The following is a 25,112-nucleotide window of genomic DNA, read 5'->3' as shown; positions in this document are numbered from 1 at the left end:
ACGTCTCATCAATCGTGGTCTTGTTGCGGGCGTCGTCCCCGCGAAGGCGGGGACCCAGAGAAAACTAGCTGCTCAATCCGGATTCCCACAGGCGGGAATGACGATCCAGTGCCATTTCCCTTAATGCACGAGCATGCCGGTGAAGATGTACGCCTGGGCCAGGGTGATCAAACCCACCATGGCGGCGAACATCAGGCTGTGCTTGAGGGTGAAGCGGAACAGGTCCGATTCCTTGCCGACCATGCCGGTGGCGGCGCAGGCCACGGCGATGGATTGCGGCGAAATCATCTTGCCGGTCACGCCGCCGCTGGTGTTGGCGGCCACCAGCAGGGTGTCATTGACCCCGATCTGGTGCGCAGTGGTGGACTGCAGCGAGCTGAACAGCGCGTTGGACGAGGTATCCGAACCGGTCAGGAACACGCCCAGCCAACCGAGGAACGGCGAGAAGAACGGGAAGGCCGCGCCGGTGCCGGCCAGGACCAGCGCCAGGGTGGTGGACATGCCCGAGTAGTTGGTGACGAAGGCGAAGGCCAGCACCATGCCGATGGAGAGGATCGGCCATTTCAGCTCGATCAGGGTCTCCTTGAAGGTGGTCAGACCAGTTTTCGCACCGATGCGCAGGATGAACATCGAGACCACGGCGGACAGGAAGATTGCGGTGCCGGTGGCCGAGACCGGGTCCAGCTTGAACACGGCGGCGATCGGCGTCGGGTTGGCGACGATGGGGGCGGTCTTCACGACCAGCTGGTCCAGGTGCGGAATGGCGAAGTTGAATACCAGGCTGTAGAGCGTGCCGCCCGGCGCGAACATGGCCTTGAACGGCTTCAGGGTCCAGATGGTGACCAGCACGGTCAGCACCAGGAAGGGCGACCAGGCCTTGAGGATTTCGCCGAAGCTGTAGGGCGAGGGCTCGGTGCCGCGGGAGCCGTTGCCGCCCATGACCGCTGCGCCGCCAGCGGTGGCGACCACTTCACGCTCGGCTGCCGGCTGCCAGACCTTCAGGAACAGGGTCAGGGAAATCAGGCTGACCAGGGCGGAAGTGATGTCCGGCAGTTCCGGGCCGATGAAGTTGGAGGTGAAGTACTGGGTGATGGCGAAGCTGCCGCCGGCGACCAGCGCGGCGGGCCAGGTTTCCTTCACGCCCTTGAGGCCATCCATCATGAATACCAGCCAGAACGGCACGAGGATCGACAGGAACGGCAACTGGCGGCCGGTCATGGCACCGATCTTGAAGGCGTCGATGCCGGTGACCTGGCCCGCGACGATGATCGGGATGCCCAGGGCGCCGAAGGCCACCGGCGCGGTGTTGGCGATCAGGCACAGGCCGGCTGCATACAGCGGATTGAAGCCCAGGCCGACGAGCAGGGCGGCGGTGATCGCCACCGGCGCGCCGAAGCCCGCCGCGCCTTCGAGGAAGGCGCCGAAGGAGAAGCCGATCAGCAGCACCTGCAGGCGCTGGTCGCCGGTGATCGACAGCACCGAGCTGCGGATCACTTCGAACTGGCCGCTCTTGACCGTGAGTTTGTAGAGGAACACCGCCGCGACGATGATCCAGGCGATCGGCCACAGGCCATAGGCGAAACCATAACCGGCGGCGGCGATGGCCATGTCGGCGGGCATGCCGAAGGCGGCGATGGCGATGATGATCGAGAGGGCGAGGGTGATGCTGCCGGCGACGTGGCCCTTGAGGCGGAACACGGCGAGGGCGAGGAAGAAGAACACGATCGGAATGACGGCGACCAGCGCGGACAGGCCAAGGCTGCCGAGCGGGGTATAGATCTGCTGCCAGGTTTGCATCTGGTTGGCTCCCTAATTGTTTTTGGGTGGAGGGCCTTGTTGCCGGTCGGGCGATTCCGTTGCGCTTGTGGCGCGCTGGCAGGCGGTCGACTGATCGCGGCGTAGTTGTCGTGTAATCGACTTTGCGGTAAATTGGTAAGACCAATTTACAAAGCCGAGCGCTCAGGGTAAAAGCCCTGCTGTCGGCGTGTCAATTTGCTGCGATTCAACTTTTGTCGATAACGCCCGGGTGGGCGGGGTGGTCTTGTTGCCGGCTTCGGGGTTGGTCAGACTGCCGCGCTCGGCGCGCAAGTCGCGGCGCAGAGCGTTTTGCCGTGGGAGATCACGAAGATGGGATTTGGTCAGGTCAAGCAGCGCCGTCTGTCGGATGACATCGTCGAGCGGCTGGAGGCGATGATTCTCGAAGGCACCCTCAAGGCTGGCGAGCGCCTGCCGGCGGAGCGAGTGCTGGCCGAGCAGTTCGGCGTGTCGCGGCCGTCACTGCGCGAGGCGATCCAGAAGCTGGGGGCCAAGGGCTTGCTGGTCAGTCGCCAGGGGGGAGGCAATTACGTTAGCGAAGGGCTGGGCTCAATGTTCAGCGATCCGCTGTTGCATCTGCTGGAGAGCAATCCGGAAGCGCAGCGCGATCTGCTGGAGTTCCGTCACACCCTGGAAGGCTCCTGCGCGTACTACGCCGCGCAGCGTGCGACCGAGGTGGATCATCAGCGCCTGAAGCAGGCTTTCGACACGCTGCAGGAGTGCTACCAGGGGCACGGCAAGGTCAGCCGGGCGGAGGAGGGAGCGGCGGACGCGGCCTTCCACCTCGCCATCGCCGAGGCCAGTCACAACGCCGTATTGCTGCACACCATCCGCGGCCTGTTCGACCTGCTCAAGCGCAACGTGGTGACCAATATCGGCGGGATGTATGCGCAGCGCGACGAGACCCGCGAGCAACTGATGCGTCAGCATCGTGAGCTCTACGAGGCGATTGTCGGCGGGCATGCGGAGGCGGCGCGGGAGATTTCCCAGCGACACATCGATTACGTGCAGGAAGTACTGGCCGAAGCCCAGGCGCAGGAAGTACGCCTGCAGCGGGCGCAACGGCGCCAGGGCGCAGTGGACGCCTGACCGGCAACGCGCCCTCGCTGAGGGAGGGCGCTGAAGGACTCAGTCGTCCTTGCCGTGGCGAATGGCGCGCTGGACCTCGCGGTTGGCGTCGCGCTCCTTCGCCGTATCGCGCTTGTCGTACTCTTTCTTGCCCTTGGCCAGTGCGATCTCGCACTTGATCAGGTGCTTCTTCCAGTACATCGACAGCGCGACGCAGGCGTAGCCTTTCTGCTGCACGGCACCGAACAGCTTGCCCAGCTCGCGCTTGTGCAGCAGCAGCTTGCGCGTGCGCACCGGGTCGGCGATGACGTGGGTGCTGGCAGTGGTCAGCGGCGTGATGTGGCTGCCCAGCAGCCAGGCTTCGCCATCCTTGAGCAGCACGTAGCTGTCCACCAGCTGCGCCTTGCCGGCGCGCAGGCTTTTCACTTCCCAGCCGGCCAGGGCGACGCCCGCCTCGAAGCGCTGCTCGATGAAGTAGTCGTGCAGAGCCTTCTTGTTCTGCGCGATGGTCCCCGAAGGGTGTTTCTTCTGTTTAGCCATAGGCCGCGCATTATAGGGAGTCGCTCGCCGCGCCGCTATCGGGACGGTGCATGCCGGCATGCAAGCTTGAGGGGGCGTGGCTAATCTCGGAGAATGCGCGCTGTTTTTTTGATCAGCGGGCGGGTAATCGCCCCATAACAAAGCGAGACGTCTATGAGCACGCATATCCAGCGTTCGGCGCTGCTGCCCTACCCGGCGAAGGCGCTGTACGACCTGGTCAATGATGTGGCGCGCTACCCGGAGTTCCTGCCCTGGTGCTCGGCTTCCACTGTTCTGGAGGAAAGCGAGGTGGCCATGCGCGCCGAGCTGACCGTGGCCAAAGGCAGCATCACCCAACGCTTCACCACGCGTAATGCGCTGGTGCCCGGCCAGAGCATCGAGATGAACCTGGAGGAAGGCCCTTTCACCCAGCTGCACGGCGTTTGGACCTTCAAGGCCCTGGGCGACAAGGCCTGCAAGATTTCCCTCGACCTGACCTTCGATTACGCCGGCGCGCTGGTGAAGGCCACCCTCGGCCCGCTGTTCACCCAGGCGGCGAACACCATGGTCGATGCCTTCTGCCAGCGCGCCAAGCAACTCCATGGCTGAAGCGGCGAGCATCGCCATCGAGGTGGTCTACGCACTGCCCGAGCGGCAAGCCCTGCTGCGTCTGAGCGTGCCCTACGGCACCCGGGTGCGCGAGGCGGTGCTGCTGTCGGGCATCGCTGCGCAGTTTCCTGATCTGGATGTGCAGAATTGCCCGCTGGGGATTTTCGGCAAGGCCGTGGCCAAGCCCGATGAGCGCGTGCTGGAAGACGGGGAGCGGGTGGAGATCTATCGTCCGCTGATCGCCGATCCCAAAGAGGTTCGCAAGCAGCGCGCGGCTCGGGCCAAGGCCGCCAGGGGCTGAATGCCCCGGTCCTGAAACAGCAGGCAACAAAAAGCCCGGCATTGGCCGGGCTTTTTTGTCGGGCAGACCCTTATTGCGGGTTCTTGTCCAGCGGTTCCGGGGTCGGGACCGGCACGGTTTCCACCTGGTCCACTTCCTTCTGGATCTGCTCTTCCACGGAGCCGGGCTTGGCCGGTTCTTCCTTGGGCTGTTCGGGTTGCTGCTGGGTCGGTTCCGACGGCGTGGTGGTCGGGCCACCTTCCTTGCCGAGGATCGACTCGTCGCGGCTTACGCCGGGCATGAAGTCGCCGTTGAGGCCGATCAACTGGTCGCTGTCGCTGAAGTACAGGCTCATGCGCTCCTGCTGGCGCTGACCGCCACCGGGCTGGATGCTGTACAGGTAATCCCAGCGATTGGGATGGAAAGTGTCGACGATCAAGGGGTTACCCATGATAAACCGCACTTGGCGCCGGGTCATTCCAGGCTTCAACTGGTCTATCATGTCTTGTGTTACGACGTTGCCCTGCTGGATGTCGATCTTGTAAACCCCCGGGAAAGAGCAACCGGCGAGTGCGGCGAGTCCCAGCGCGAAGGCGAGACTGGTCAGCATGAGCTTGGCGTTTTGCATCGGGTGGTGACTTCCACTATCTTGGCTGAGCGACGAAACCCCGATCATACCTGCATTGAGGGAAGCTGCGAAGCATCCCGCGCCGAGAAAGCACACATGGTTGAAAATAGCGAACTGCGCAAAGCCGGACTGAAGGTCACGCTGCCGCGCGTCAAGATCCTCCAGATGCTCGATTCCGCCGAGCAACGCCATATGAGCGCGGAGGATGTCTACAAAGCGCTGATGGAGGCGGGTGAGGACGTAGGTCTGGCCACTGTCTATCGCGTGCTGACCCAGTTCGAGGCCGCGGGCTTGGTGGTGCGCCACAACTTCGATGGCGGCCATGCCGTCTTCGAGCTGGCCGACAGTGGCCACCATGACCACATGGTCTGCGTCGATACCGGCGAAGTCATCGAGTTCATGGACTCGGAAATCGAAAAACGCCAGAAGGAGATCGTCAGGGAGCGCGGCTTCGAGCTCGTCGATCACAATCTGGTGCTCTACGTGCGTAAAAAGAAGTAAGCACACGCAGATGCAGAAACGGCGACCCTAGGGTCGCCGTTTTCGTTTGTGGCACGGTTCGTCGGGCGTAGGGCGTATAACGCTCCGCGTTATACGCCGATTGACCATGGTCCCGCTTCGCTCTGGTTCGACCTGGGAATGATTGGCCAAGCTCAGCCGCGAAGTCAGCGATGCGGTAGGTGTATCGACGTACAACCGCGACCGGTTGTACGCCCTACGGGTCAGCCCTGTATGGCGGAGTCCACCATCTTGCGTGCGTGGGCCAGGGATTCCTTGGTCAGGTCGACCCCGCCGAGCATGCGGGCGATTTCCTCGATGCGTTCGGCCTTTTTCAGGTTGGCCACGGCGGTGCGGGTTTCGCTGGTGTCGCGGTCCTTGTGCACGAACAGGTGCTGGTGCCCCTGTGCAGCCACCTGTGGCAGGTGGGTGACGGTCAGTACCTGGCCGCGATCGCCCAGACGCCGCAGCAGTTGGCCGACGACTTCGGCGGTGGGGCCGCCGATGCCGACGTCCACTTCGTCGAAAACCAGGGTCGGGATGCGCGAGGTCTGCGCGGTGATCACCTGGATCGCCAGGCTGATGCGCGACAGCTCGCCGCCCGAGGCAACTTTCGCCAGGCCCTTCATGGGCTGGCCGGGGTTGGCGCTGACCAGGAACTCCAGCTGCTCCAGGCCGTTCACCTGGGGTTCGTCCGAGTTGGCTTCGCGCAGGTCGATGGCGAAGCGGCCACCGGGCATGCCCAGGCGCTGCATTTCCACTTCCACCGCCTTGGCCAGCTGCGGCGCGGCGGTTTGGCGGATGCGGCTGAGTTCTTCGGCCTTCTCCTGGTAATGACGGGCATAGGCGGCCAGTTCGTCGCCCAGGCGCTCGACGGCTTCATCATCGGCGTTCAGCGCTTCCAGCTCATCCAGCAGGCGCTGCTGCAGGTCCTGCAGTTCGTGGGGTTGTACGCGATGCTTGCGGGCCAGGCTGTAGATGGCGTCCATGCGTTCTTCCAGTTGTTGCAGGCGCATGGGATCGGCGTCGAAGTTGTCGACGAAGCGGTTCAGCTCGCCAATTGCCTCTTCCACCTGGATCTGCGCGCTGGACAGCAGGTTCACCGCTTCGCCCAGCGCCACCGGCTGGCTCGGGAAGGCAGTGAGGCGATTGAGGCTCGAAGTCAGGGCTGAAAGCACGTTGCCGGCATCGCTTTCGCTGCACATTTCCACTACTTGCCGGCACGCGGCGATCAGGCTGCCGGCGTTGCTCAGGGTCTTGTGTTCGGCTTCCAGCGTCTCCAGTTCGTTATCACCCAGGCCGAGGTTTTCCAGTTCTTCCAGCTGGTAGCTGAGCAACTGGTGGCGAGCGCGTTGCTCGTCGCCATTGCGCGACAGGCGGTCCAGCTCCTGGCGGGTCTGCTTCCAGCGCTGCGCGGCAAGGTGCACCTGGCGCGCCAGGTCCTGGCTGCCGGCGTATTCGTCGAGCAGGCGGCGGTGGGTGTCGGCCTTGAGCAGGGACTGGTGCTCGTGCTGGCTGTGGATGTCGATGAGCAGTTCGCCCAGGTGCTTGAGGTCGCCCAGAGGGCAGGGCGTGCCGTTGATATAGGCGCGGGAGCGGCCTTCGGCGGTGATCACCCGGCGCAGGATGCACGGGCCGTCCTGCTCCAGGTCGCGCTCGGCCAGCCAATCGCGGGCTTCGGCAATCGCGCTGACATCGAAGCTGGCGAGAATGTCGGTCTTGTCGGCGCCGGGGCGCACCACGCCGCTGTCGGCGCGGTCGCCCAGGGCGAGGCCGAGGGCGTCGAGCATGATCGACTTGCCGGCGCCGGTTTCGCCGGTGATCACGGTCATGCCAGCGGCGAGCTCGAGATCGAGGTGCTCGACGATGGCGTAGTTGTGCACGGACAGGTGAACCAGCATGGGCGGCGGCTCCATCAATAAGTCTGGTTATTTATACAGTATTTTTTGCCGCTGGCAATTCTCTCCTGTCGCATTGGGGTGCCCATGAGGTCGGCGCCCTTGAAGTCGAAAAAATCCGCCCCATATAGACGGCAGAGCCGCGGACCAATAGGTTCGCTTTGTTTTCAAAGGCTTATTTTCTTTTTTAGGAGAGTGGCATGTCTGACGAACAACAGACTCGGGATTCCCAGTTCAACGAGCAGCCGGAAACCGGTGCTGCCGAGGACCTGAACGCCCGCGTGCTGGAGCTGGAAGAGCAGCTCGCCGCGGCCAAGGATCAGAGCCTGCGCGCCGTCGCCGAACTGCAGAACGTCCGCCGCCGCGCCGAGCAGGACGTGGAAAAAGCGCACAAGTTCGCCTTGGAGAAATTCGCCGGCGACCTGCTGCCGATCGTCGATACCCTCGAGCGCGCGCTGGAGATGTCGAACCCGGAAGACGAGGCGATCAAGCCGATGCGCGAAGGCATCGAGCTGACGCTGAAGATGTTCCACGACACCCTGAAGCGCTTCAATCTCGAGCCGGTCGATCCGCACGGCGAGCCGTTCAATCCCGAGCATCACCAAGCCATGGCGATGGAAGAGAGCGTGCGTCTGGAGCCGGGTAGCGTGGTCAAGGTGTTCCAGAAGGGTTACCTGCTCAACGGTCGCCTGCTGCGTCCGGCGATGGTCGTGGTCAGCAAGGCGCCCGAACAAACCCCGCCTTCGATCGACGAGAAGGCTTGAAATCCACCACCCGGTCCCCATCTGGGTAATCAACCGAGCCAAAGACCCGCAACAGGGTCAGCGCGGAATCTAATTTCTGGAGAGTGAAATATGGGCAAAATCATTGGTATCGACCTGGGGACCACCAACTCCTGTGTGTCCATCCTGGAGAACGGTAACGTCAAGGTCATCGAGAACGCCGAAGGCGCTCGTACCACCCCGTCGATCATCGGTTACGCCAACGACGGCGAAATTCTGGTCGGTCAGCCGGCCAAGCGCCAGGCCGTGACCAACCCGAAGAACACCCTGTACGCGGTGAAGCGCCTGATCGGTCGTCGCTTCGAAGAAGACGTCGTACAGAAAGACATCAAGATGGTGCCTTACGCCATCGTCAAGGCTGACAACGGCGACGCCTGGGTCGAGGCCAAGGGCCAGAAGATGGCTCCGCCGCAGGTCTCCGCCGAAGTCCTGAAGAAGATGAAGAAGACCGCCGAGGATTACCTGGGCGAGCCGGTCACCGAAGCGGTCATCACCGTTCCGGCCTACTTCAACGACAGCCAGCGTCAGGCCACCAAGGACGCCGGTCGTATCGCCGGTCTGGACGTCAAGCGCATCATCAACGAGCCGACCGCGGCTGCGCTGGCCTACGGCCTGGACAAGGCCAAGGGCGACCACACCATCATCGTGTATGACCTGGGTGGCGGTACCTTCGACGTTTCCGTGATCGAAATCGCCGAAGTCGATGGCGAGCACCAGTTCGAAGTGCTGGCCACCAACGGCGACACCTTCCTGGGCGGTGAAGACTTCGACCTGCGCCTGATCGACTACCTCGTTGAAGAGTTCAAGAAAGAGTCGGGCATGGACCTGAAGGGCGACCCGCTGGCCATGCAGCGCCTGAAGGAAGCTGCCGAGAAGGCCAAGATCGAGCTGTCCTCGACTCAGCAGACCGACGTCAACCTGCCGTACGTCACCGCTGACGCCAGCGGCCCGAAACACCTGAATGTCAAGGTTTCCCGCGCCAAGCTGGAATCCCTGGTGGAAGACCTGGTCACCCGCACCATCGAGCCGTGCCGTGTTGCGCTGAAAGACGCAGGCCTGGACGTCTCGAAGATCGACGAAGTGATCCTGGTCGGCGGCCAGACCCGTATGCCGCTGGTGCAGAAGACCGTTGCCGAGTTCTTCGGCAAGGAAGCTCGCAAGGACGTCAATCCGGACGAAGCCGTTGCCATGGGTGCTGCCATCCAGGGTGCCGTGCTGGCCGGCGACGTGAAGGACGTGCTGCTGCTCGACGTCACCCCGCTGACCCTGGGTATCGAAACCCTCGGTGGCGTGATGACCGCGCTGATCGACAAGAACACCACCATCCCGACCAAGAAGTCGCAGGTGTTCTCCACCGCCGATGACAACCAGGGCGCCGTGACCATCCACGTGCTGCAGGGCGAGCGCAAGCAAGCCGCGCAGAACAAGTCGCTGGGCAAGTTCGACCTGGCCGACATTCCGCCGGCTCCGCGCGGTGTGCCGCAGATCGAAGTGACCTTCGACATCGACGCCAACGGCATCCTGCACGTCGGCGCCAAAGACAAGGCTACCGGCAAGCAGCAGTCCATCGTGATCAAGGCTTCCTCCGGCCTGTCCGAGGACGAGATCGCGCAGATGGTGCGTGACGCCGAGGCGAACGCCGAGGAAGACCGCAAGTTCGAGGAGCTGGCCGCTGCCCGCAACCAGGGTGATGCGCTGGTCCATGCGACTCGCAAGATGGTCACCGAGGCTGGCGACAAGGCCACTGCCGAGGAGAAAGCTGCCATCGAGAAAGCGCTGGGCGAGCTGGAAGTTGCCGTGAAGGGCGACGACAAGGCCGAGATCGAAGCGAAGATGAACGCGCTGTCCCAGGCGTCCACCCCGCTGGCGCAGAAGATGTACGCCGAACAGCCGCAGCCGGGCGCTGCCGCTCAGGGCGAGGCCGCTGACGACAAGGCTGGCGACGATGTCGTCGATGCCGAGTTCGAAGAGGTCAAGGAGAACAAGTAAGCCGCGTGCTTGCTTCCGCTCCGGCGCACCGACCAGCGTGTCGGTGCGCATGAAACGTCACGCGGGGGCTTGCTCCCGCGTTGGCGTGTCTGGGGGAGAGGTTTTCAAGGTGCAAAGAATTTATGGCCAAACGTGATTTTTACGAGGTACTGGGTGTCGAGCGTGGCGCCAGCGAGTCGGACCTGAAGAAGGCCTATCGTCGGCTTGCCATGAAGTACCACCCGGACCGCAACCCCGGCGACAAGGAAGCCGAGGACAAATTCAAGGAGGCCAACGAGGCGTACGAGGTCCTGTCCGACGCCAGCAAGCGCGCGGCCTACGATCAGTACGGCCATGCCGGCGTCGACCCGCAGATGGGTGGCGGTGGCGCCGGCTTCGGTGGTGCGAGCTTCTCGGACATCTTCGGTGATGTCTTCAGCGACTTCTTCGGCGGTGGCGGCGGTCGTGGCGGCTCCCGTGGCGGCCCGGCGCGTGGCGCCGACCTGCGCTACACCCTCGACCTGGATCTGGAAGACGCGGTTCGCGGTACCACCGTGACTATCCGTGTTCCCACCCTGGTCGGCTGCAAGACCTGCAGCGGAAGCGGCGCCAAGCCCGGCACCACGCCGGTCACCTGTACCACCTGCGGCGGTATCGGCCAGGTGCGTATGCAGCAGGGCTTCTTCTCGGTCCAGCAGACCTGCCCGCGCTGTCACGGCAGCGGCAAGATGATCACCGACCCCTGTGGCTCCTGCCACGGCCAGGGGCGCGTGGAAGAACACAAGACCTTGTCGGTGAAAGTGCCGGCCGGCGTCGATACCGGTGACCGCATCCGTCTGACCGGCGAAGGCGAGGCCGGTGCCCATGGTGGCCCGGCGGGCGACCTGTACGTGGTGGTGAACGTGCGTGAGCACGACATCTTCCAGCGCGACGGCAAGCACCTGTACTGCGAAGTGCCGATCAGTTTCGCCGACGCGGCCCTGGGTGGCGAGCTGGAAGTGCCGACCCTGGATGGTCGCGTGAAGCTGAAGATTCCCGAAGGCACCCAGACCGGCAAGCTGTTCCGCCTGCGCGGCAAGGGTGTTGCCCCGGTGCGCGGTGGCGGTGCCGGCGACCTGATGTGTCGCGTCGTCGTGGAAACCCCGGTCAACCTGGACAAGCGTCAGCGCGAGTTGCTCGAAGAGTTCCGCGGCACCCTGCAGGGCAACTCTTCCCATTCGCCCAAGGCCAGTGGCTGGTTCGAGGGCATGAAGCGCTTCTTCGACGATCTATGATGCAAGGCCCTGGACGATGTGAATCGTCCGGGGCTTTCTAGCTTTGGAGCAGTTTTATATGCGACGTATAGCCGTAATGGGCGCCGCCGGGCGCATGGGCAAGACCCTGATCGAAGCGGTGCAGCAGACCAATGGCAGCGCCGGCCTGACGGCGGCGGTCGACCGCCCGGACAGCACGCTGGTGGGCGCTGACGCGGGCGAGCTGGCGGGCCTGGGGCGCATTGGCGTGCCGCTGTCGGGCGACCTGGTCAAGGTGGTCGACGAGTTCGACGTACTGATCGACTTTACCCACCCGACCGTCACCCTGAAGAACCTGGAAGTCTGCCGCAAGGCCGGCAAGGCCATGGTTATCGGCACCACCGGCTTCACCGTCGAGGAGAAGGCGCTGCTGAGTGATGCGGCCAAGGATATCCCGATCGTCTTTGCCGCCAACTACAGTGTGGGGGTGAATCTCTGCCTGAAGCTGCTCGACACCGCTGCTCGCGTGCTGGGTGATGAGGTGGACATCGAAATCATCGAGGCGCACCACCGTCACAAGGTCGATGCGCCATCCGGTACTGCGCTGCGCATGGGTGAAGTGGTCGCCAATGCGCTGGGGCGTGATCTGGAAAAAGTGGCCGTCTATGGTCGCGAAGGTCAGACCGGAGCTCGTCCGCGCGAGACCATCGGCTTCGCCACCGTGCGTGCCGGCGACGTGGTGGGCGATCACACCGTGCTGTTCGCCGCCGACGGCGAGCGCGTGGAAATCACCCACAAGGCCTCGAGCCGCATGACTTTCGCTCGTGGCGCTGTGCGTGCAGCGCAGTGGCTGGAAGGGCAGGCCAATGGCCTGTACGACATGCAGGACGTGCTTGGCCTTCGCTGAGCACCCGCTTTCGATCTGTTGCGCGTCGTCCGGGCGGCGTTGGATAGGAGCCTCGGGTGCTCATTTAGCACGTGTAAACTCCGTGCCCTCGATTCCTATCCGCCTTGCCCGACTCTAGCTCGCGAGATCGAAAGCTGACGCTGGGTGGCATAGCCGTACGTCGTGCAAAAGGTGGACCATGATGTCGCTTTTCTGTAAACTACAGCTTTAGTGTGTCCACTAAAAGCAGCGCAGCATGATCACATAAAAAGCGGGATGACTTCTTCTGATGTCATCCCGCTTTTTTACAATCTGCGCACGCCCAGCCAGGCTTGAACTACGGGAGGTCTTCTTGACTAAGCCAGCCATACTTGCACTTGCCGACGGCAGCGTTTTTCGCGGTGAAGCCATCGGCGCCGACGGCCAGACCGTCGGAGAGGTGGTGTTCAACACCGCCATGACCGGCTACCAGGAAATCCTCACCGATCCTTCCTACGCCCAACAGATCGTCACCCTGACCTACCCGCACATCGGCAACACCGGCACCACGCCGGAAGACGCCGAGTCGAACAAGGTCTGGGCCGCCGGCCTGATCATTCGCGACCTGCCGCTGCTCTCCAGCAGCTGGCGCGACAAGCAGTCCCTGCCGGACTACCTGAAAGAGAGCGGTACCGTTGCCATCGCCGGCATCGATACCCGCCGCCTGACCCGCATCCTGCGCGAGAAGGGTTCGCAGAACGGCTGCATCCTGGCAGGCCCCGACGCCACCGAGGAAAAAGCCCTCGAACTGGCGCGGGGCTTCCCGGGCCTGAAAGGCATGGACCTGGCGAAAGTCGTTTCCTCCACCGAGCGCTACGAGTGGCGTTCCAGCGTGTGGAACCTGGAAACCGACAGCCATCCGGAAATCGCCGCTGCCGACCTGCCGTACCACGTGGTTGCCTACGATTTCGGCGTGAAGCTGAACATCCTGCGCATGCTGGTAGCCCGCGGCTGCCGCCTGACCGTCGTGCCGGCACAGACCCCGGCCAGCGAAGTGCTCGCCCTGAATCCGGACGGCATCTTCCTCTCCAACGGTCCTGGCGACCCCGAGCCGTGCGATTACGCCATCCAGGCTATCCGCGAGTTCCTCGACACCGAGATCCCGGTGTTCGGCATCTGCCTCGGCCACCAGCTGCTGGCCCTGGCTTCCGGCGCCAAGACCCTGAAAATGGGCCACGGCCACCACGGTGCCAACCACCCGGTGCAGGACCTGGATTCGGGCGTGGTGATGATCACCAGCCAGAACCACGGTTTCGCCGTGGACGAGGCGAGCATGCCGGCCAACCTGCGCGCTACCCACAAGTCGTTGTTCGACGGCACCCTGCAGGGTATCGAGCGCACCGACAAGGTAGCCTTCAGCTTCCAGGGTCACCCGGAAGCCAGCCCTGGTCCGCACGACGTCGCTCCGCTGTTCGACCGCTTCATCGCGGCGATGGCCGAGCGCCGCTGAGTCCGGCCTGGTGCGAACTAGACGGAAGAGGTAGAAGAAGATGATGCCGACCCTGGGAATCACCGACCTCTGGACCTACGTCCTGGGTACGTTGTTCATCGTCCTGCTGCCGGGGCCGAACTCGCTGTTCGTCCTCGCCACCGCCGCCCAGCGCGGCGTGGCCTCGGGCTATCGGGCGGCGAGTGCGGTGTTCCTGGGTGATGCGATCCTGATGTTCCTGTCGGCGCTGGGTATCGCCTCGGTGCTCAAGGCCGAGCCGATGCTGTTTCTGGGTCTGAAGTACGTCGGCGCCGCCTACCTCTTCTACCTGGGGATCGGCATGCTCCGCGGTGGCTGGCAGAAGCTGCGCCACCCGCTGGAAGCGGCCGCCGCGCCGGCCAAGGAAGTGGACGTCAACCAGCCGTTCCGCAAGGCGCTGCTGCTGAGCCTGTCCAACCCCAAGGCGATCCTTTTCTTCATCTCCTTCTTCATCCAGTTCGTCGACCCGGGTTACGCCTACCCCGGCCTGTCGTTCCTGGTGCTGGGCACGATCCTCGAGATCATCAGCGCCCTGTACCTGAGTTTCCTGATTTTCTCCGGTGTGCGTCTGGCGGCCTGGTTCCGTCGGCGGCAACGGTTGGCTGCCGGCGCCTCGAGTGGCGTCGGCGCCCTGTTCGTCGGCTTTGGCGTGAAGCTGGCCAGCGCAACCCTTTCCTGAATATTGCAACGAGAGTCCCATGCCCAAGCGTACAGACATCAAGAGCATCCTGATCCTCGGCGCCGGCCCGATCGTCATCGGCCAGGCCTGCGAGTTCGACTACTCCGGCGCACAGGCCTGCAAGGCCCTGAAGGAAGAAGGCTTCCGTGTCATCCTGGTGAACTCCAACCCGGCCACCATCATGACCGATCCGGCCATGGCCGACGCCACCTACATCGAGCCGATCAAGTGGCAGACCGTCGCCAAGATCATCGAGAAGGAGCGCCCTGACGCGCTGCTGCCGACCATGGGCGGCCAGACCGCTCTGAACTGCGCCCTGGACCTGGAGCGCCATGGCGTGCTCGAGCAGTTCGGCGTGGAAATGATCGGCGCCAACGCCGACACCATCGACAAGGCCGAAGACCGCTCGCGCTTCGACAAGGCCATGCGTGACATCGGCCTGGCCTGCCCGCGCTCGGGCATCGCCCATAGCATGGAAGAAGCCTATGGCGTGCTGGAGAAGGTCGGCTTCCCCTGCATCATCCGTCCGTCCTTCACCATGGGCGGCACCGGTGGCGGCATCGCCTACAACCGCGAAGAGTTCGAAGAAATCTGCGCCCGTGGTCTGGACCTGTCGCCGACCAATGAGCTGCTGATCGACGAATCGCTGATCGGCTGGAAGGAATACGAGATGGAGGTTGTCCGCGACAAGAAGGACAACTGCATCATCGTCTGCTCCATCGAGAACTTCGACCCGATGGGCGTGCACACCGGTGACTCCATCACCGTGGCGCCGGCCCAGACCCTGACCGACAAGGAATACCAGATCATGCGCAACGCCTCCCTGGCGGTGCTGCGTGAGATCGGCGTGGAAACCGGCGGCTCGAACGTGCAGTTCGGCATCTGCCCGAACACCGGCCGCATGGTCGTGATCGAGATGAACCCGCGTGTATCCCGTTCCTCGGCGCTGGCTTCCAAGGCCACTGGCTTCCCGATCGCCAAGATCGCCGCCAAGCTGGCCGTCGGCTACACCCTTGACGAGCTGCAGAACGACATCACCGGCGGCCGCACCCCGGCGTCCTTCGAGCCGGCGATCGACTACGTCGTCACCAAGATCCCGCGTTTCGCCTTCGAGAAATTCCCGAAAGCCGACGCCCGCCTGACCACCCAGATGAAGTCCGTGGGTGAAGTCATGGCCATCGGCCGCACCTTCCAGGAATCCGTGCAGAAAGCCCTGCGCGGCCTGGAAGTCGGCGCCACCGGCTTCGATCCGAAGCTGGACCTGCACGATCCGGAAGCTGAGAGCATCCTCAAGCGCGAGCTGACCGTGCCCAACGCCGACCGCATCTGGTACGTCGCCGACGCCTTCCGCGCCGGCAAGAGCATCGCCGAAGTCTTCGACCTGACCCGCATCGACGAGTGGTTCCTGGTGCAGATCGAAGACCTGGTCAAGGACGAAGAGCGCGTGAAGACCCTGGGTCTGTCCGCCATCGACCGCGACCTGATGTACAAGCTCAAGCGCAAGGGCTTCTCCGACGCCCGTCTGGCCAAGCTGCTCGGCGTGACCGAGAAGAACCTGCGCAGCCATCGCCAGAAGCTCAAGGTGCTGCCGGTGTACAAACGCGTGGATACCTGCGCCGCCGAATTTGCCACCGACACCGCCTACATGTACTCGACCTACGAGGAAGAGTGCGAAGCCAATCCGTCGACTCGCGACAAGATCATGATCCTGGGCGGCGGTCCGAACCGCATCGGCCAGGGTATCGAGTTCGACTACTGCTGCGTACACGCCGCGCTGGCCATGCGTGAAGACGGTTACGAGACCATCATGGTCAACTGCAACCCGGAAACCGTCTCCACCGACTACGACACGTCCGACCGTCTGTACTTCGAGCCGGTAACCCTGGAAGACGTGCTGGAAATCGTCCGCGTCGAGCAGCCCAAGGGTGTCATCGTGCAGTACGGCGGCCAGACTCCGCTGAAACTCTGCCGCGCCCTGGAAGAGGCCGGTGTGCCGATCATCGGCACCAGCCCGGACGCCATCGACCGCGCTGAAGACCGCGAGCGCTTCCAGCAGATGGTCCAGCGCCTGAACCTGCGCCAGCCGGCTAACGCCACCGCGCGCAGCGAAGACCAGGCCCTGGAACTGTCGAAGAACATCGGCTACCCGATGGTGGTGCGCCCGTCCTACGTGCTGGGCGGCCGCGCGATGGAAATCGTCTACCAGGAAGAAGAGCTCAAGCGCTACATGCGCGAAGCCGTGAAGGTTTCCAACGACAGCCCGGTGCTGCTGGATCGCTTCCTGAACTGCGCCATCGAAGTCGACATCGATGCGGTGTGCGACGGCGAGACCGTGGTGATCGGCGCGATCATGCAGCATATCGAACAGGCTGGCGTGCACTCCGGTGACTCCGCCTGCTCGCTGCCGCCGTACTCGCTGCCCGAGCACATCCAGAACGAGATCCGCGAGCAGGTCAAGAAGATGGCCCTGGAACTCGGCGTGGTCGGTCTGATGAACGTGCAGATGGCCGTACAGGGCGAGGATATCTACGTGATCGAGGTGAACCCGCGCGCGTCCCGTACCGTGCCGTTCGTCTCCAAGTGCATCGGCGAATCCCTGGCCAAGGTCGCGGCCCGCGTCATGGCTGGCAAGTCCCTGGCCGAAGTCGGCTTCACCGAAGAGGTGATCCCGCCGTACTATAGCGTCAAGGAAGCGGTGTTCCCGTTCGCCAAGTTCCCCGGCGTCGACCCGATCCTCGGCCCAGAGATGAAATCCACTGGCGAGGTGATGGGTGTCGGCGACAGCTTCGGTGAGGCATTCGCCAAGGCCCAGCTGGGTGCCAGCGAAATCCTGCCGAATGCCGGTTGTGCCTTCATCAGCGTCCGCGATGACGACAAGCAGCAGGCCGTCCAGGTCGCTCGCGATCTGATTGCCCTGGGCTTCGAGGTTGTCGCGACTGCCGGTACCGCCAAGGGCATCGAAGCCGCCGGTCTGCCGGTGCGCCGCGTGAACAAGGTGACCGAAGGCCGTCCGCACGTGGTCGACATGATCAAGAATGACGAAGTCACTCTGATCATCAACACCACCGAAGGTCGCCAGTCCATCGCTGACTCGTACTCCATCCGTCGTAACGCCCTGCAGCACAAGATCTACTGCACCACCACCATCGCGGCGGGTCAGGCGATCTGTGAGGCGCTCAAGTTCGGTCCCGAGAAGACCGTTCGCCGACTGCAGGATCTCCATGCAGGAATCAACGCATGAGCAAATTTCCAATGACCGTCCAGGGCGCTCGCGCCCTGGAAGAAGAACTGAAACACCTGAAGACCGTTCTGCGCCCGCAGATCACCCAGGCCATCGCCGAAGCGCGTGAGCTGGGCGACCTGAAGGAAAACGCCGAGTACCACGCCGCCCGTGAACAGCAGGGCATGTCCGAGGCTCGCATCCGCGACATCGAGGCCAAGCTATCCAACGCGCAGATCATCGACGTGACCACCATTCCGCACACTGGCAAGGTGATCTTCGGTACCACCGTGGATATCGCCAACGTCGAGACCGATGAGACGGTGACCTACCAGATCGTCGGCGACGACGAGGCTGACATCAAGAACAGCAAAATCTCGGTCAACTCGCCGATCGCCCGTGCGCTGATCGGCAAGACCGAAGGCGACGCCGTACTGGTGAAGACTCCGGGTGGCGACGTCGAGTACGAGATCGTTGAAGTCCGCCACGCCTGATCGGCAAAGTCCAAGCGCAGGCACCATCAGTTGGCTGCTGGCCCAGACATTCTGGGTCGGCGGCCTTTGGCTGCTTCAGTTCGTGATGCTGCCGGCGCTGGGCAAGATCGGCTTGGCGCCGCTGCTGGTGGATGCGGTGGCGCAGGCCCTGAAGCCGTTGCTGCTGGGTTTCGCCGGTTTCTGCGCGCTGCTCCAGGCCCTGGTGCTCTGGCAGGCGCGCGGATTCGCCGCCTTCACGCGCGAGATGCGTGGGCAGTTGCTGCTCAGCGTGCTGGTGATGACGGTGGTGTATTTCGGAGTGCGCCAGGTTGCGCCTGACGCTGAGCGCTGGCTGCTGTTCAACTACCTGGTGGTGGCGCTCTGCGGGTTGCTGCTGGTGCTGCAGCCGGCGCCGGGGCGGGACGAGCGGAGTTGACGCTGCGGAGCCTTGCCGGCTCCGCGCTGCCGGGCTTGACTGTCAGAGACCGCTGTAGCGGCTGATGTTTGACAGGTTCTTGTTCGGCTTGGGATTGCGGCGATAGATCAGCGCCATCTTGCCGATGACCTGGATCAGTTCGCAGCTGCCGTTCTGGCAGAGTTCGTCGATCAGCGCGCGACGGTCGTCGCGTTCGGCGATGCGGAACTGCACCTTGATCAATTCATGATCGTTGAGCGCACGCTCAAGCTCGGCCATCACGCCTTCCGACAGACCGTTTTCAGCAACGGTCAATACGGGTTTCAGGTGATGCCCGATAGATTTGAACTGCTTTTTCTGCTCCTGAGAGAGCGCCATAATCTGACCCCTGGGAAAAAAGGCGGATATTCTACCCGAGTTTCGGTTATACCGGGATGCCGCTCAGACGAGGTAATACGTGGCCCGTTCCAAGACTAGCCATCGCTGGCTGAAAGAACATTTCGACGATCCGTACGTGAAGATGGCACAGCGCGACGGTTATCGCTCGCGCGCCAGCTACAAGCTGCTGGAAATCCAGGAGAAGGATCGCATCCTGCGTCCAGGCATGACCGTGGTCGACCTCGGCGCGGCACCAGGCGGCTGGTCCCAGGTCACCAGCCGGGTGATCGGCGACAAGGGCATCCTGATCGCCTCGGACATCCTGCCGATGGACAGCATCCCGGATGTCACCTTCATCCAGGGTGACTTCACCGAGGACGAGGTTTTTGCCAATTTGCTCCAGGCTATCGGGGAAAATCCGGTAGACCTTGTGATTTCGGATATGGCCCCCAATATGAGTGGACTGCCCGCCGTGGACATGCCGCGCGCCATGTTCCTCTGCGAGCTGGCCCTGGATCTCTGCACTCGTGTGCTGCGTCCGGGGGGCGATTTCCTGATCAAGATTTTCCAGGGTGAGGGTTTCGACGCTTACCACAAGCAGGTTCGCGAGAACTTCGAGAAGGTGCAGATGCGTAAACCACTGTCGTCCCGCGATCGTTCGCGGGAGCAGTATCTGCTCGCACGAGGCTTTCGCGGCGCCTAGACTGGAATGATTGTGCCGGCTATTGGTCTATAGCCCGCAGCTTTTGCTTGTGCCGGCGTAAGCCGGGGTTCATAAAGGGTTACAGACGACGCCTGCCTGGGGTGGGAGTTGTGTAGTAATTTTGGCCGGAAGGAGTCTGGCCGTCGTGCGAAGCGGTTTCCAGGGCGGAGCCGGCTTCAGAGGGTAGTCAATTGAACGACATGGCAAAGAACCTGATCCTGTGGCTGATCATCGCGGCGGTACTCGTCACCGTGATGAACAACTTCTCCAGCCCGAGCGAGCCGCAGACGCTCAATTACTCGGACTTCATCCAACAGGTGAAGGACGGCAAGGTCGAGCGCGTAACCGTCGACGGTTACGTCATCACTGGCAAGCGCCAGGATGGTGACACCTTCAAGACCATCCGCCCGGCGATCCAGGACAACGGCCTGATCGGCGACCTGGTCAACAACAACGTGGTTGTCGAGGGTAAGCAGCCCGAGCAGCAGAGCATCTGGACCCAGTTGCTGGTCGCCAGCTTCCCGATCCTGGTGATCATCGCCGTCTTCATGTTCTTCATGCGGCAGATGCAGGGCGGCGGTGGTGGCCGCGGCGGCCCGATGAGCTTCGGCAAGAGCAAGGCGCGCCTGCTGTCGGAAGACCAGGTGAAGACCACCTTTGCTGACGTTGCCGGTTGCGACGAGGCCAAGGAAGAGGTCAGCGAGCTGGTGGAATTCCTTCGCGATCCGGGCAAGTTCCAGCGCCTGGGTGGCCGCATCCCGCGCGGTGTGCTGATGGTCGGCCCGCCCGGCACCGGTAAGACTCTGCTCGCCAAGGCGATCGCTGGCGAGGCCAAGGTGCCGTTCTTCACCATTTCCGGTTCGGACTTCGTGGAAATGTTCGTCGGCGTGGGCGCCTCGCGCGTTCGCGACATGTTCGACCAGGCCAAGAAGCACGCGCCCTGCATCATCTTCATCGACGAGATCGACGCCGTCGGCCGTCATCGTGGCGCCGGCCTGGGCGGCGGTCATGACGAGCGCGAACAGACCCTCAACCAGTTGCTGGTGGAGATGGACGGCTTCGAGATGAATGACGGCATCATCGTCATCGCCGCGACCAACCGTCCGGACGTACTCGACCCTGCGCTGCTGCGTCCGGGCCGCTTCGACCGCCAGGTGGTGGTCGGTCTGCCGGACATCCGTGGTCGCGAGCAGATTCTGAAAGTGCACATGCGCAAGGTCCCGCTGGGCGACAACGTCGATCCGGCCGTGATTGCGCGCGGTACCCCGGGCTTCTCCGGTGCCGACCTGGCCAACCTGGTCAACGAGGCTTCGCTGTTCGCCGCTCGCGCCAACAAGCGCATCGTCGACATGCGCGAGTTCGAGCTGGCCAAGGATAAGATCATGATGGGCGCTGAGCGCAAGACCATGGTCATGTCCGAGAAGGAGAAGAAGAACACCGCGTTCCACGAAGCCGGCCACGCTATCGTCGGCCGCCTGGTTCCGGAACACGATCCGGTCTACAAGGTTTCCATCATCCCGCGCGGCCGGGCCCTGGGCGTGACCATGTTCCTGCCGGAAGAGGATCGCTACAGCCTGTCCAAGCGTGCCCTGGAAAGCCAGATCTGCTCGCTGTTCGGTGGCCGTATCGCCGAAGAGATGACCCTGGGCTTCGAAGGCGTCACCACGGGTGCCTCCAACGACATCATGCGGGCCACCCAGCTGGCGCGGAACATGGTGACCAAGTGGGGCCTGTCGGAAAAACTCGGTCCGCTGATGTACGCGGAAGAAGAGGGTGAGGTCTTCCTCGGTCGCAGCGCCGGTAGCCAGCACGCCAACGTCTCCGGCGAGACCGCCAAGATGATCGACCAGGAAGTGCGCCGCATCATCGACGACTGCTACGGCACCGCCAAGCGTCTGCTGGAGGAGAACCGCGACAAGCTCGACATGATGGCTGACGCGCTGATGAAATATGAAACCATCGACGCCGATCAGATCGACGACATCATGGCCGGCCGCACTCCGCGCGAGCCGCGCGATTGGCAGGGCGGCAACTCCGGCTCCTCCGGCAATGCTGCTTCGCCGCGCGACGAAGGACGCCAGGAAAACCCGATTGGCGGGCCCGCTGGCGAACACTGAGAGCACTGAATGAGTTCGTTGTACCACCCGACCCGGTTGCCTTGCGGCAACCGGGTTCTTGATTTAAGTCGCCCGCACGTCATGGGCATCCTCAACGTCACCCCTGATTCCTTCTCCGACGGCGGCCGTTTCAATCGGCTGGATGTGGCGCTGCGCCATGCGGCTGAGATGGTCGAGGCCGGTGCCACGCTGATCGATGTCGGCGGTGAATCGACCCGGCCGGGTGCGCGCGTCGTTTCGCCAACCGAAGAGCTGGAGCGCGTGGCGCCGGTGGTCGAGGCCATCGCTCGCGAGCTGGATGTGGTGATTTCAGTGGACACTTCGACCCCGGCGGTGATGCGCGAAACCGCGCGGCTGGGGGCTGGGTTGATCAATGACGTGCGTTCGCTGCAGCGCGATGGCGCGCTGGATGCCGCGGTCGATAGCGGTCTACCGGTCTGCCTGATGCACATGCGCGGCGAGCCGGGGAATATGCAGGACGATCCGCGCTACCCGGACATCCTTCAGGAGGTTTTGGGCTTCCTCGAGGAGCGTATCGCGGCGTGCGAAGCGGTGGGCATTGCCCGGGAACGGATCATCGTCGATCCCGGCTTCGGTTTCGCCAAGACTCAGAATCACAACCTCAGCCTGTTCCGGCAGATGGAGCGAGTGATGGAGTTGGGCTGCCCAATGCTGGTCGGGGTATCCCGCAAGAGCATGGTCGGTCGCGCGCTGGGTCGAGAGGTCGATGGGCGTCTCTATGGAAGCCTGGCGCTGGCAGCTCTGGCGGTGGCCAGGGGTGCCAGCATTATCCGTGTCCATGATGTCGCCGAGACCGTGGACGTGGTTCGGATGATTCACGCAGTAGAAAGTGCTAGAGAAGAGGGGATGCCCGCATGAGCAGGAAGTATTTCGGCACCGATGGTATTCGCGGCCGTGTAGGCACGCCGCCGATCACGCCGGACTTCGTGCTCAAGCTGGGTTGGGCCGTCGGCATGGCGTTCCGTCAGCAGGGCAAGTGCCGTGTGCTGGTGGGCAAGGACACCCGGATTTCCGGTTACATGTTCGAATCCGCCCTGGAAGCGGGGCTGTCCGCGGCTGGCGCCGATGTGATGTTGCTTGGCCCGATGCCAACCCCGGGCATCGCTTATCTGACTCGCACCTTCCATGCCGAAGCCGGTATCGTCATCAGTGCCTCGCACAATCCGCATGACGATAACGGCATCAAGTTCTTCTCCGGTCACGGCACCAAGCTGCCCGATGAGGTCGAACTGGTTATCGAGGAACTGCTCGATACCCCAATGACCGTGGTTGAGTCGGCCCGCTTGGGGAAAGTGTCGCGCATCAACGACGCGGCGGGCCGCTACATCGAGTTCTGCAAGAGCAGTGTGCCGTCGAACACTGACTTCGCCGGGCTGCGTATCGTGGTCGATTGTGCCCATGGGGCGACCTACAAGATCGCCCCGAGCGTGTTCCGTGAGCTGGGTGCCGAGGTGTCGGTGATCGGCGTGCAACCGAACGGCTTGAACATCAATGAAAACTGCGGCTCGACCCATATGGAGGCGCTGCAGGCTGCCGTGCTGGCCGAGCAAGCCGACATAGGGATCGCCTTCGATGGCGATGGCGACCGAGTGATGATGGTGGATCACACCGGTGCGGTGGTCGATGGTGACGAGATTATCTTCCTCATCGCCCGCGACCTGCTCGATCGCGGCAAGCTGCATGGCGGCGTGGTGGGGACGTTGATGAGCAACCTGGGTCTGGAGCTGGCATTGCAGGACCTGAGCATCCCGTTTGTGCGCGCCAAGGTCGGCGACCGTTATGTGATGTCCGAATTGCAGGCGCGTAACTGGCAGTTGGGCGGCGAGAACTCCGGTCATGTCGTATGCTGCCAGCATACGACCACCGGTGATGCAATCATTGCGGCATTACAGGTGCTGATGGCGCTGAAAACGCGTGGGCAGAATCTGGCCGAGGCGCGCATGGGCATCCGCAAGTGTCCGCAGGTGCTGATCAACGTGCGCTTTGCCGGCGGTGACGTGGACCCGCTGGAACACCCTGCAGTCAAGGAGGCCTGTGCCAAGGTCACCGATGAAATGGCGGGCCGTGGCCGAGTTCTTTTGCGCAAGTCCGGTACCGAGCCGTTGGTTCGGGTGATGGTCGAGGGTGACGAAGAGACTCGGGTGCGAGCTTATGCCGAGCAGCTAGCGAAAGTCGTGACCGAGGTATGTGCTTGATTTCTCTTGTCAGTTCTAAATCTGTCGAGTAATATCTGCGCCCACTTTGCTCAGCGAGGTACAGCATGCGTCGACCCCTGGTGGCCGGTAATTGGAAAATGCACGGTACCCGCTCCAGCGTAACGGAGCTGATCAAAGGCCTGCGGCAACTGGCTCTTCCTACGGGTGTCGACGTGGCGGTGTTTCCGCCCTGTCTGTACATCAACCAGGTCAAGCATGGTCTGGAAGGTAAGGCGATTGCCGTCGGTGCGCAGAATTGCGCGGTTGAACCCATGCAGGGTGCTCTTACGGGCGAGGTCGCAGCCAGTCAGCTGGCGGATGCGAGCTGCTCCCTGGTGCTGGTTGGCCACTCCGAGCGTCGCCTGATTCTGGGTGAAAGCGATGGCGTGATCAGTCGCAAGTTTGCAGCGGTTCAGTCGTGCGGCCTGGTTCCGGTGTTGTGCGTGGGTGAGACCCGCGAGCAGCGCGAGGCGGGCAAGACTTTGGAAGTCGTCGGGCGCCAGTTGGGCTCGGTGATCGAAGATTTGGGCGTCGGGGCGTTTTCCCGCGCCGTTGTGGCTTACGAGCCGGTGTGGGCGATTGGGACGGGGCTGACAGCTTCTCCCGAGGAAGCCCAGGAAGTGCACGCGGCGATCCGTGCGCAGCTTTCGGCGGAAAACGCTGAAGTGGCCCGCGGTCTTCGTCTCCTGTACGGCGGCAGCGTCAAGGCAGCCAATGCTGTCGAGCTGTTCGGAATGCCGGATATCGATGGGGGGCTCATTGGTGGGGCTTCCCTGAATGCGGATGAGTTCGGTGCGATCTGTCGCGCCGCAGGAAACTGAAGATGCTGGAAACAGTTGTAATCGTGATTCACCTGCTGATGGCGCTGGGTCTGGTTGTGCTGGTCCTGCTTCAGCATGGCAAGGGTGCCGACGCTGGTGCGTCGTTTGGTGCAGGTGCTTCGGCCACCGTTTTCGGTAGCCAAGGTTCTGCTACCTTCCTGAGTCGTTTTACTGCTATACTTGCTGCAGTTTTTTTCATTACTAGCCTGGGTTTAGCGTATTTTGCTAAAGAAAAAGCTGATATGATTCGTCATGCCGGCCTTCCTGATCCGGTAGTGATGGAGCAAAAGCAGGAAAAGGCTCCGGCAGCTAACGATGTGCCGGGTTCGCAAGAGCAGCAGCAAGCTCCTGCGGCCGGTAATAGCGATGTTCCGGCAGCTCCTGAGCAGAAGTAAGCAGG

General features: G+C 62.9%; 24 protein-coding genes. 19 read left to right on the top strand and 5 right to left on the bottom strand.

All coding sequences use genetic code 11. From position 1 onward, the window contains the following. Positions 1 to 120: 120 nt before the first annotated feature. Positions 121 to 1,797 (bottom strand): lactate permease LctP family transporter, encoded by a 1,677-nt coding sequence (locus SD196_RS23450; RefSeq protein WP_331317449.1) that lies wholly within the window; start codon positions 1,795 to 1,797, stop codon positions 121 to 123. A gap of 330 nt (positions 1,798 to 2,127) precedes the next feature. Here SD196_RS23450 and SD196_RS23445 point away from each other — a divergent pair, with 330 nt between their 5' ends. Next, positions 2,128 to 2,904, top strand: a complete 777-nt coding sequence (locus tag SD196_RS23445) for an FCD domain-containing protein (protein WP_275608731.1) — start codon at positions 2,128 to 2,130, stop codon at positions 2,902 to 2,904. Positions 2,905 to 2,943: 39 nt separating this feature from the next. Here SD196_RS23445 and smpB read toward each other — a convergent pair whose 3' ends face one another. Then, complete coding sequence (gene smpB / locus SD196_RS23440; protein WP_275608730.1) at positions 2,944 to 3,423, bottom strand: SsrA-binding protein SmpB; 480 nt, start codon at positions 3,421 to 3,423, stop codon at positions 2,944 to 2,946. 153 nt (positions 3,424 to 3,576) lie between these two features. Here smpB and SD196_RS23435 point away from each other — a divergent pair, with 153 nt between their 5' ends. Both SD196_RS23435 and SD196_RS23430 read left to right on the top strand, forming a co-directional pair. Further along, positions 3,577 to 4,011 (top strand): type II toxin-antitoxin system RatA family toxin, encoded by a 435-nt coding sequence (locus tag SD196_RS23435; RefSeq protein ID WP_275608729.1) that lies wholly within the window; start codon positions 3,577 to 3,579, stop codon positions 4,009 to 4,011. Next, positions 4,004 to 4,312 carry an RnfH family protein gene (locus tag SD196_RS23430; RefSeq protein ID WP_275608728.1) on the top strand — a complete coding sequence of 103 codons (309 nt, stop codon included), beginning with the start codon at positions 4,004 to 4,006 and terminating at the stop codon, positions 4,310 to 4,312. Before SD196_RS23435 ends, SD196_RS23430 begins: the two co-directional genes overlap by 8 nt. A gap of 70 nt (positions 4,313 to 4,382) precedes the next feature. On the opposite strand, the gene SD196_RS23425 is transcribed toward SD196_RS23430, so the two are convergent. Then, entirely contained in the window at positions 4,383 to 4,919 is a 537-nt protein-coding gene (locus SD196_RS23425; protein ID WP_275608727.1) for an outer membrane protein assembly factor BamE, read from the bottom strand. A gap of 96 nt (positions 4,920 to 5,015) precedes the next feature. On the opposite strand from SD196_RS23425, the gene fur reads away from it, so the two are divergent. Then, positions 5,016 to 5,420, top strand: coding sequence for a ferric iron uptake transcriptional regulator (fur, locus tag SD196_RS23420; protein ID WP_015478949.1), 405 nt, complete (start codon positions 5,016 to 5,018; stop codon positions 5,418 to 5,420). A 221-nt stretch (positions 5,421 to 5,641) separates the two neighbouring features. Here the strand turns inward: fur and recN are convergent, their stop codons facing one another. Continuing rightward, positions 5,642 to 7,318, bottom strand: a complete 1,677-nt coding sequence (recN, locus tag SD196_RS23415) for a DNA repair protein RecN (RefSeq protein WP_343577123.1) — start codon at positions 7,316 to 7,318, stop codon at positions 5,642 to 5,644. Positions 7,319 to 7,515: 197 nt separating this feature from the next. Here recN and grpE point away from each other — a divergent pair, with 197 nt between their 5' ends. The 9 genes from grpE (at position 7,516) to SD196_RS23370 (ending at position 18,498) form a co-directional block, all read left to right on the top strand. After that, complete coding sequence (gene grpE / locus SD196_RS23410; protein ID WP_275608725.1) at positions 7,516 to 8,079, top strand: nucleotide exchange factor GrpE; 564 nt, start codon at positions 7,516 to 7,518, stop codon at positions 8,077 to 8,079. 90 nt (positions 8,080 to 8,169) lie between these two features. Next, positions 8,170 to 10,086 carry a molecular chaperone DnaK gene (dnaK, locus tag SD196_RS23405; protein WP_275608724.1) on the top strand — a complete coding sequence of 639 codons (1,917 nt, stop codon included), beginning with the start codon at positions 8,170 to 8,172 and terminating at the stop codon, positions 10,084 to 10,086. A 122-nt stretch (positions 10,087 to 10,208) separates the two neighbouring features. Beyond that, positions 10,209 to 11,339, top strand: a complete 1,131-nt coding sequence (dnaJ, locus tag SD196_RS23400) for a molecular chaperone DnaJ (protein ID WP_275608723.1) — start codon at positions 10,209 to 10,211, stop codon at positions 11,337 to 11,339. Positions 11,340 to 11,397: 58 nt separating this feature from the next. After that, positions 11,398 to 12,204: a 4-hydroxy-tetrahydrodipicolinate reductase gene (gene dapB / locus SD196_RS23395; RefSeq protein ID WP_275608722.1), complete on the top strand. Its 807-nt coding sequence runs from the start codon at positions 11,398 to 11,400 to the stop codon at positions 12,202 to 12,204. Between the two features lie 331 nt (positions 12,205 to 12,535). Beyond that, complete coding sequence (gene carA, locus SD196_RS23390) at positions 12,536 to 13,672, top strand: glutamine-hydrolyzing carbamoyl-phosphate synthase small subunit (RefSeq protein ID WP_343577129.1); 1,137 nt, start codon at positions 12,536 to 12,538, stop codon at positions 13,670 to 13,672. A 43-nt stretch (positions 13,673 to 13,715) separates the two neighbouring features. Then, positions 13,716 to 14,369, top strand: a complete 654-nt coding sequence (gene leuE, locus SD196_RS23385) for a leucine efflux protein LeuE (protein ID WP_026079047.1) — start codon at positions 13,716 to 13,718, stop codon at positions 14,367 to 14,369. A 19-nt stretch (positions 14,370 to 14,388) separates the two neighbouring features. Continuing rightward, positions 14,389 to 17,610, top strand: a complete 3,222-nt coding sequence (gene carB, locus SD196_RS23380; RefSeq protein ID WP_275608720.1) for a carbamoyl-phosphate synthase large subunit — start codon at positions 14,389 to 14,391, stop codon at positions 17,608 to 17,610. Then, positions 17,607 to 18,083: a transcription elongation factor GreA gene (gene greA / locus SD196_RS23375; protein ID WP_275608719.1), complete on the top strand. Its 477-nt coding sequence runs from the start codon at positions 17,607 to 17,609 to the stop codon at positions 18,081 to 18,083. The genes carB and greA overlap by 4 nt, the downstream gene beginning before the upstream one ends. Then, positions 18,064 to 18,498 (top strand): DUF4149 domain-containing protein, encoded by a 435-nt coding sequence (locus SD196_RS23370; RefSeq protein ID WP_370600073.1) that lies wholly within the window; start codon positions 18,064 to 18,066, stop codon positions 18,496 to 18,498. The genes greA and SD196_RS23370 overlap by 20 nt, the downstream gene beginning before the upstream one ends. 42 nt (positions 18,499 to 18,540) lie before the next feature. Here SD196_RS23370 and SD196_RS23365 read toward each other — a convergent pair whose 3' ends face one another. Continuing rightward, positions 18,541 to 18,855: a YhbY family RNA-binding protein gene (locus SD196_RS23365; protein ID WP_207882711.1), complete on the bottom strand. Its 315-nt coding sequence runs from the start codon at positions 18,853 to 18,855 to the stop codon at positions 18,541 to 18,543. Between the two features lie 79 nt (positions 18,856 to 18,934). On the opposite strand from SD196_RS23365, the gene rlmE reads away from it, so the two are divergent. The 6 genes from rlmE (at position 18,935) to secG (ending at position 25,107) form a co-directional block, all read left to right on the top strand. Next, positions 18,935 to 19,558 (top strand): 23S rRNA (uridine(2552)-2'-O)-methyltransferase RlmE, encoded by a 624-nt coding sequence (gene rlmE, locus SD196_RS23360; protein ID WP_275608717.1) that lies wholly within the window; start codon positions 18,935 to 18,937, stop codon positions 19,556 to 19,558. A 200-nt stretch (positions 19,559 to 19,758) separates the two neighbouring features. Next, the gene (ftsH, locus tag SD196_RS23355; RefSeq protein ID WP_275608716.1) at positions 19,759 to 21,675 is read left to right on the top strand and encodes an ATP-dependent zinc metalloprotease FtsH; all 1,917 of its coding nucleotides are present in this window, start codon (positions 19,759 to 19,761) and stop codon (positions 21,673 to 21,675) included. 9 nt (positions 21,676 to 21,684) lie between these two features. After that, positions 21,685 to 22,554, top strand: coding sequence for a dihydropteroate synthase (gene folP / locus SD196_RS23350; RefSeq protein ID WP_416310726.1), 870 nt, complete (start codon positions 21,685 to 21,687; stop codon positions 22,552 to 22,554). Beyond that, complete coding sequence (gene glmM, locus SD196_RS23345; RefSeq protein WP_275608714.1) at positions 22,551 to 23,891, top strand: phosphoglucosamine mutase; 1,341 nt, start codon at positions 22,551 to 22,553, stop codon at positions 23,889 to 23,891. Before folP ends, glmM begins: the two co-directional genes overlap by 4 nt. A 65-nt stretch (positions 23,892 to 23,956) precedes the next feature. Then, entirely contained in the window at positions 23,957 to 24,712 is a 756-nt protein-coding gene (gene tpiA / locus SD196_RS23340; protein WP_207882725.1) for a triose-phosphate isomerase, read from the top strand. A 2-nt stretch (positions 24,713 to 24,714) separates the two neighbouring features. Further along, on the top strand, positions 24,715 to 25,107 hold the full coding sequence (gene secG / locus SD196_RS23335; RefSeq protein ID WP_416310725.1) for a preprotein translocase subunit SecG: 393 nt from the start codon (positions 24,715 to 24,717) through the stop codon (positions 25,105 to 25,107). Positions 25,108 to 25,112: the final 5 nt, after the last annotated feature.

Source organism: Pseudomonas macauensis (genome assembly GCF_047902425.1).
Lineage (GTDB): Bacteria > Pseudomonadota > Gammaproteobacteria > Pseudomonadales > Pseudomonadaceae > Pseudomonas.
This window is presented reverse-complemented; position numbering and strand designations above follow the sequence as displayed.

Coding starts and splice junctions, on each gene's coding strand:
- dnaJ (WP_275608723.1), top strand. CDS start 10,209: ATGGCCAAACGTGATTTTTACGAGGTACTGGGTGTCGAGCGTGGCGCC.
- dapB (WP_275608722.1), top strand. CDS start 11,398: ATGCGACGTATAGCCGTAATGGGCGCCGCCGGGCGCATGGGCAAGACC.
- SD196_RS23445 (WP_275608731.1), top strand. CDS start 2,128: ATGGGATTTGGTCAGGTCAAGCAGCGCCGTCTGTCGGATGACATCGTC.
- leuE (WP_026079047.1), top strand. CDS start 13,716: ATGCCGACCCTGGGAATCACCGACCTCTGGACCTACGTCCTGGGTACG.
- dnaK (WP_275608724.1), top strand. CDS start 8,170: ATGGGCAAAATCATTGGTATCGACCTGGGGACCACCAACTCCTGTGTG.
- tpiA (WP_207882725.1), top strand. CDS start 23,957: ATGCGTCGACCCCTGGTGGCCGGTAATTGGAAAATGCACGGTACCCGC.
- secG (WP_416310725.1), top strand. CDS start 24,715: ATGCTGGAAACAGTTGTAATCGTGATTCACCTGCTGATGGCGCTGGGT.
- folP (WP_416310726.1), top strand. CDS start 21,685: ATGAGTTCGTTGTACCACCCGACCCGGTTGCCTTGCGGCAACCGGGTT.
- smpB (WP_275608730.1), bottom strand. CDS start 3,423: ATGGCTAAACAGAAGAAACACCCTTCGGGGACCATCGCGCAGAACAAG.
- SD196_RS23365 (WP_207882711.1), bottom strand. CDS start 18,855: ATGGCGCTCTCTCAGGAGCAGAAAAAGCAGTTCAAATCTATCGGGCAT.
- SD196_RS23425 (WP_275608727.1), bottom strand. CDS start 4,919: ATGCAAAACGCCAAGCTCATGCTGACCAGTCTCGCCTTCGCGCTGGGA.
- carB (WP_275608720.1), top strand. CDS start 14,389: ATGCCCAAGCGTACAGACATCAAGAGCATCCTGATCCTCGGCGCCGGC.
- SD196_RS23435 (WP_275608729.1), top strand. CDS start 3,577: ATGAGCACGCATATCCAGCGTTCGGCGCTGCTGCCCTACCCGGCGAAG.
- SD196_RS23430 (WP_275608728.1), top strand. CDS start 4,004: ATGGCTGAAGCGGCGAGCATCGCCATCGAGGTGGTCTACGCACTGCCC.
- fur (WP_015478949.1), top strand. CDS start 5,016: ATGGTTGAAAATAGCGAACTGCGCAAAGCCGGACTGAAGGTCACGCTG.
- glmM (WP_275608714.1), top strand. CDS start 22,551: ATGAGCAGGAAGTATTTCGGCACCGATGGTATTCGCGGCCGTGTAGGC.
- greA (WP_275608719.1), top strand. CDS start 17,607: ATGAGCAAATTTCCAATGACCGTCCAGGGCGCTCGCGCCCTGGAAGAA.
- SD196_RS23450 (WP_331317449.1), bottom strand. CDS start 1,797: ATGCAAACCTGGCAGCAGATCTATACCCCGCTCGGCAGCCTTGGCCTG.
- grpE (WP_275608725.1), top strand. CDS start 7,516: ATGTCTGACGAACAACAGACTCGGGATTCCCAGTTCAACGAGCAGCCG.
- recN (WP_343577123.1), bottom strand. CDS start 7,318: ATGCTGGTTCACCTGTCCGTGCACAACTACGCCATCGTCGAGCACCTC.
- ftsH (WP_275608716.1), top strand. CDS start 19,759: ATGGCAAAGAACCTGATCCTGTGGCTGATCATCGCGGCGGTACTCGTC.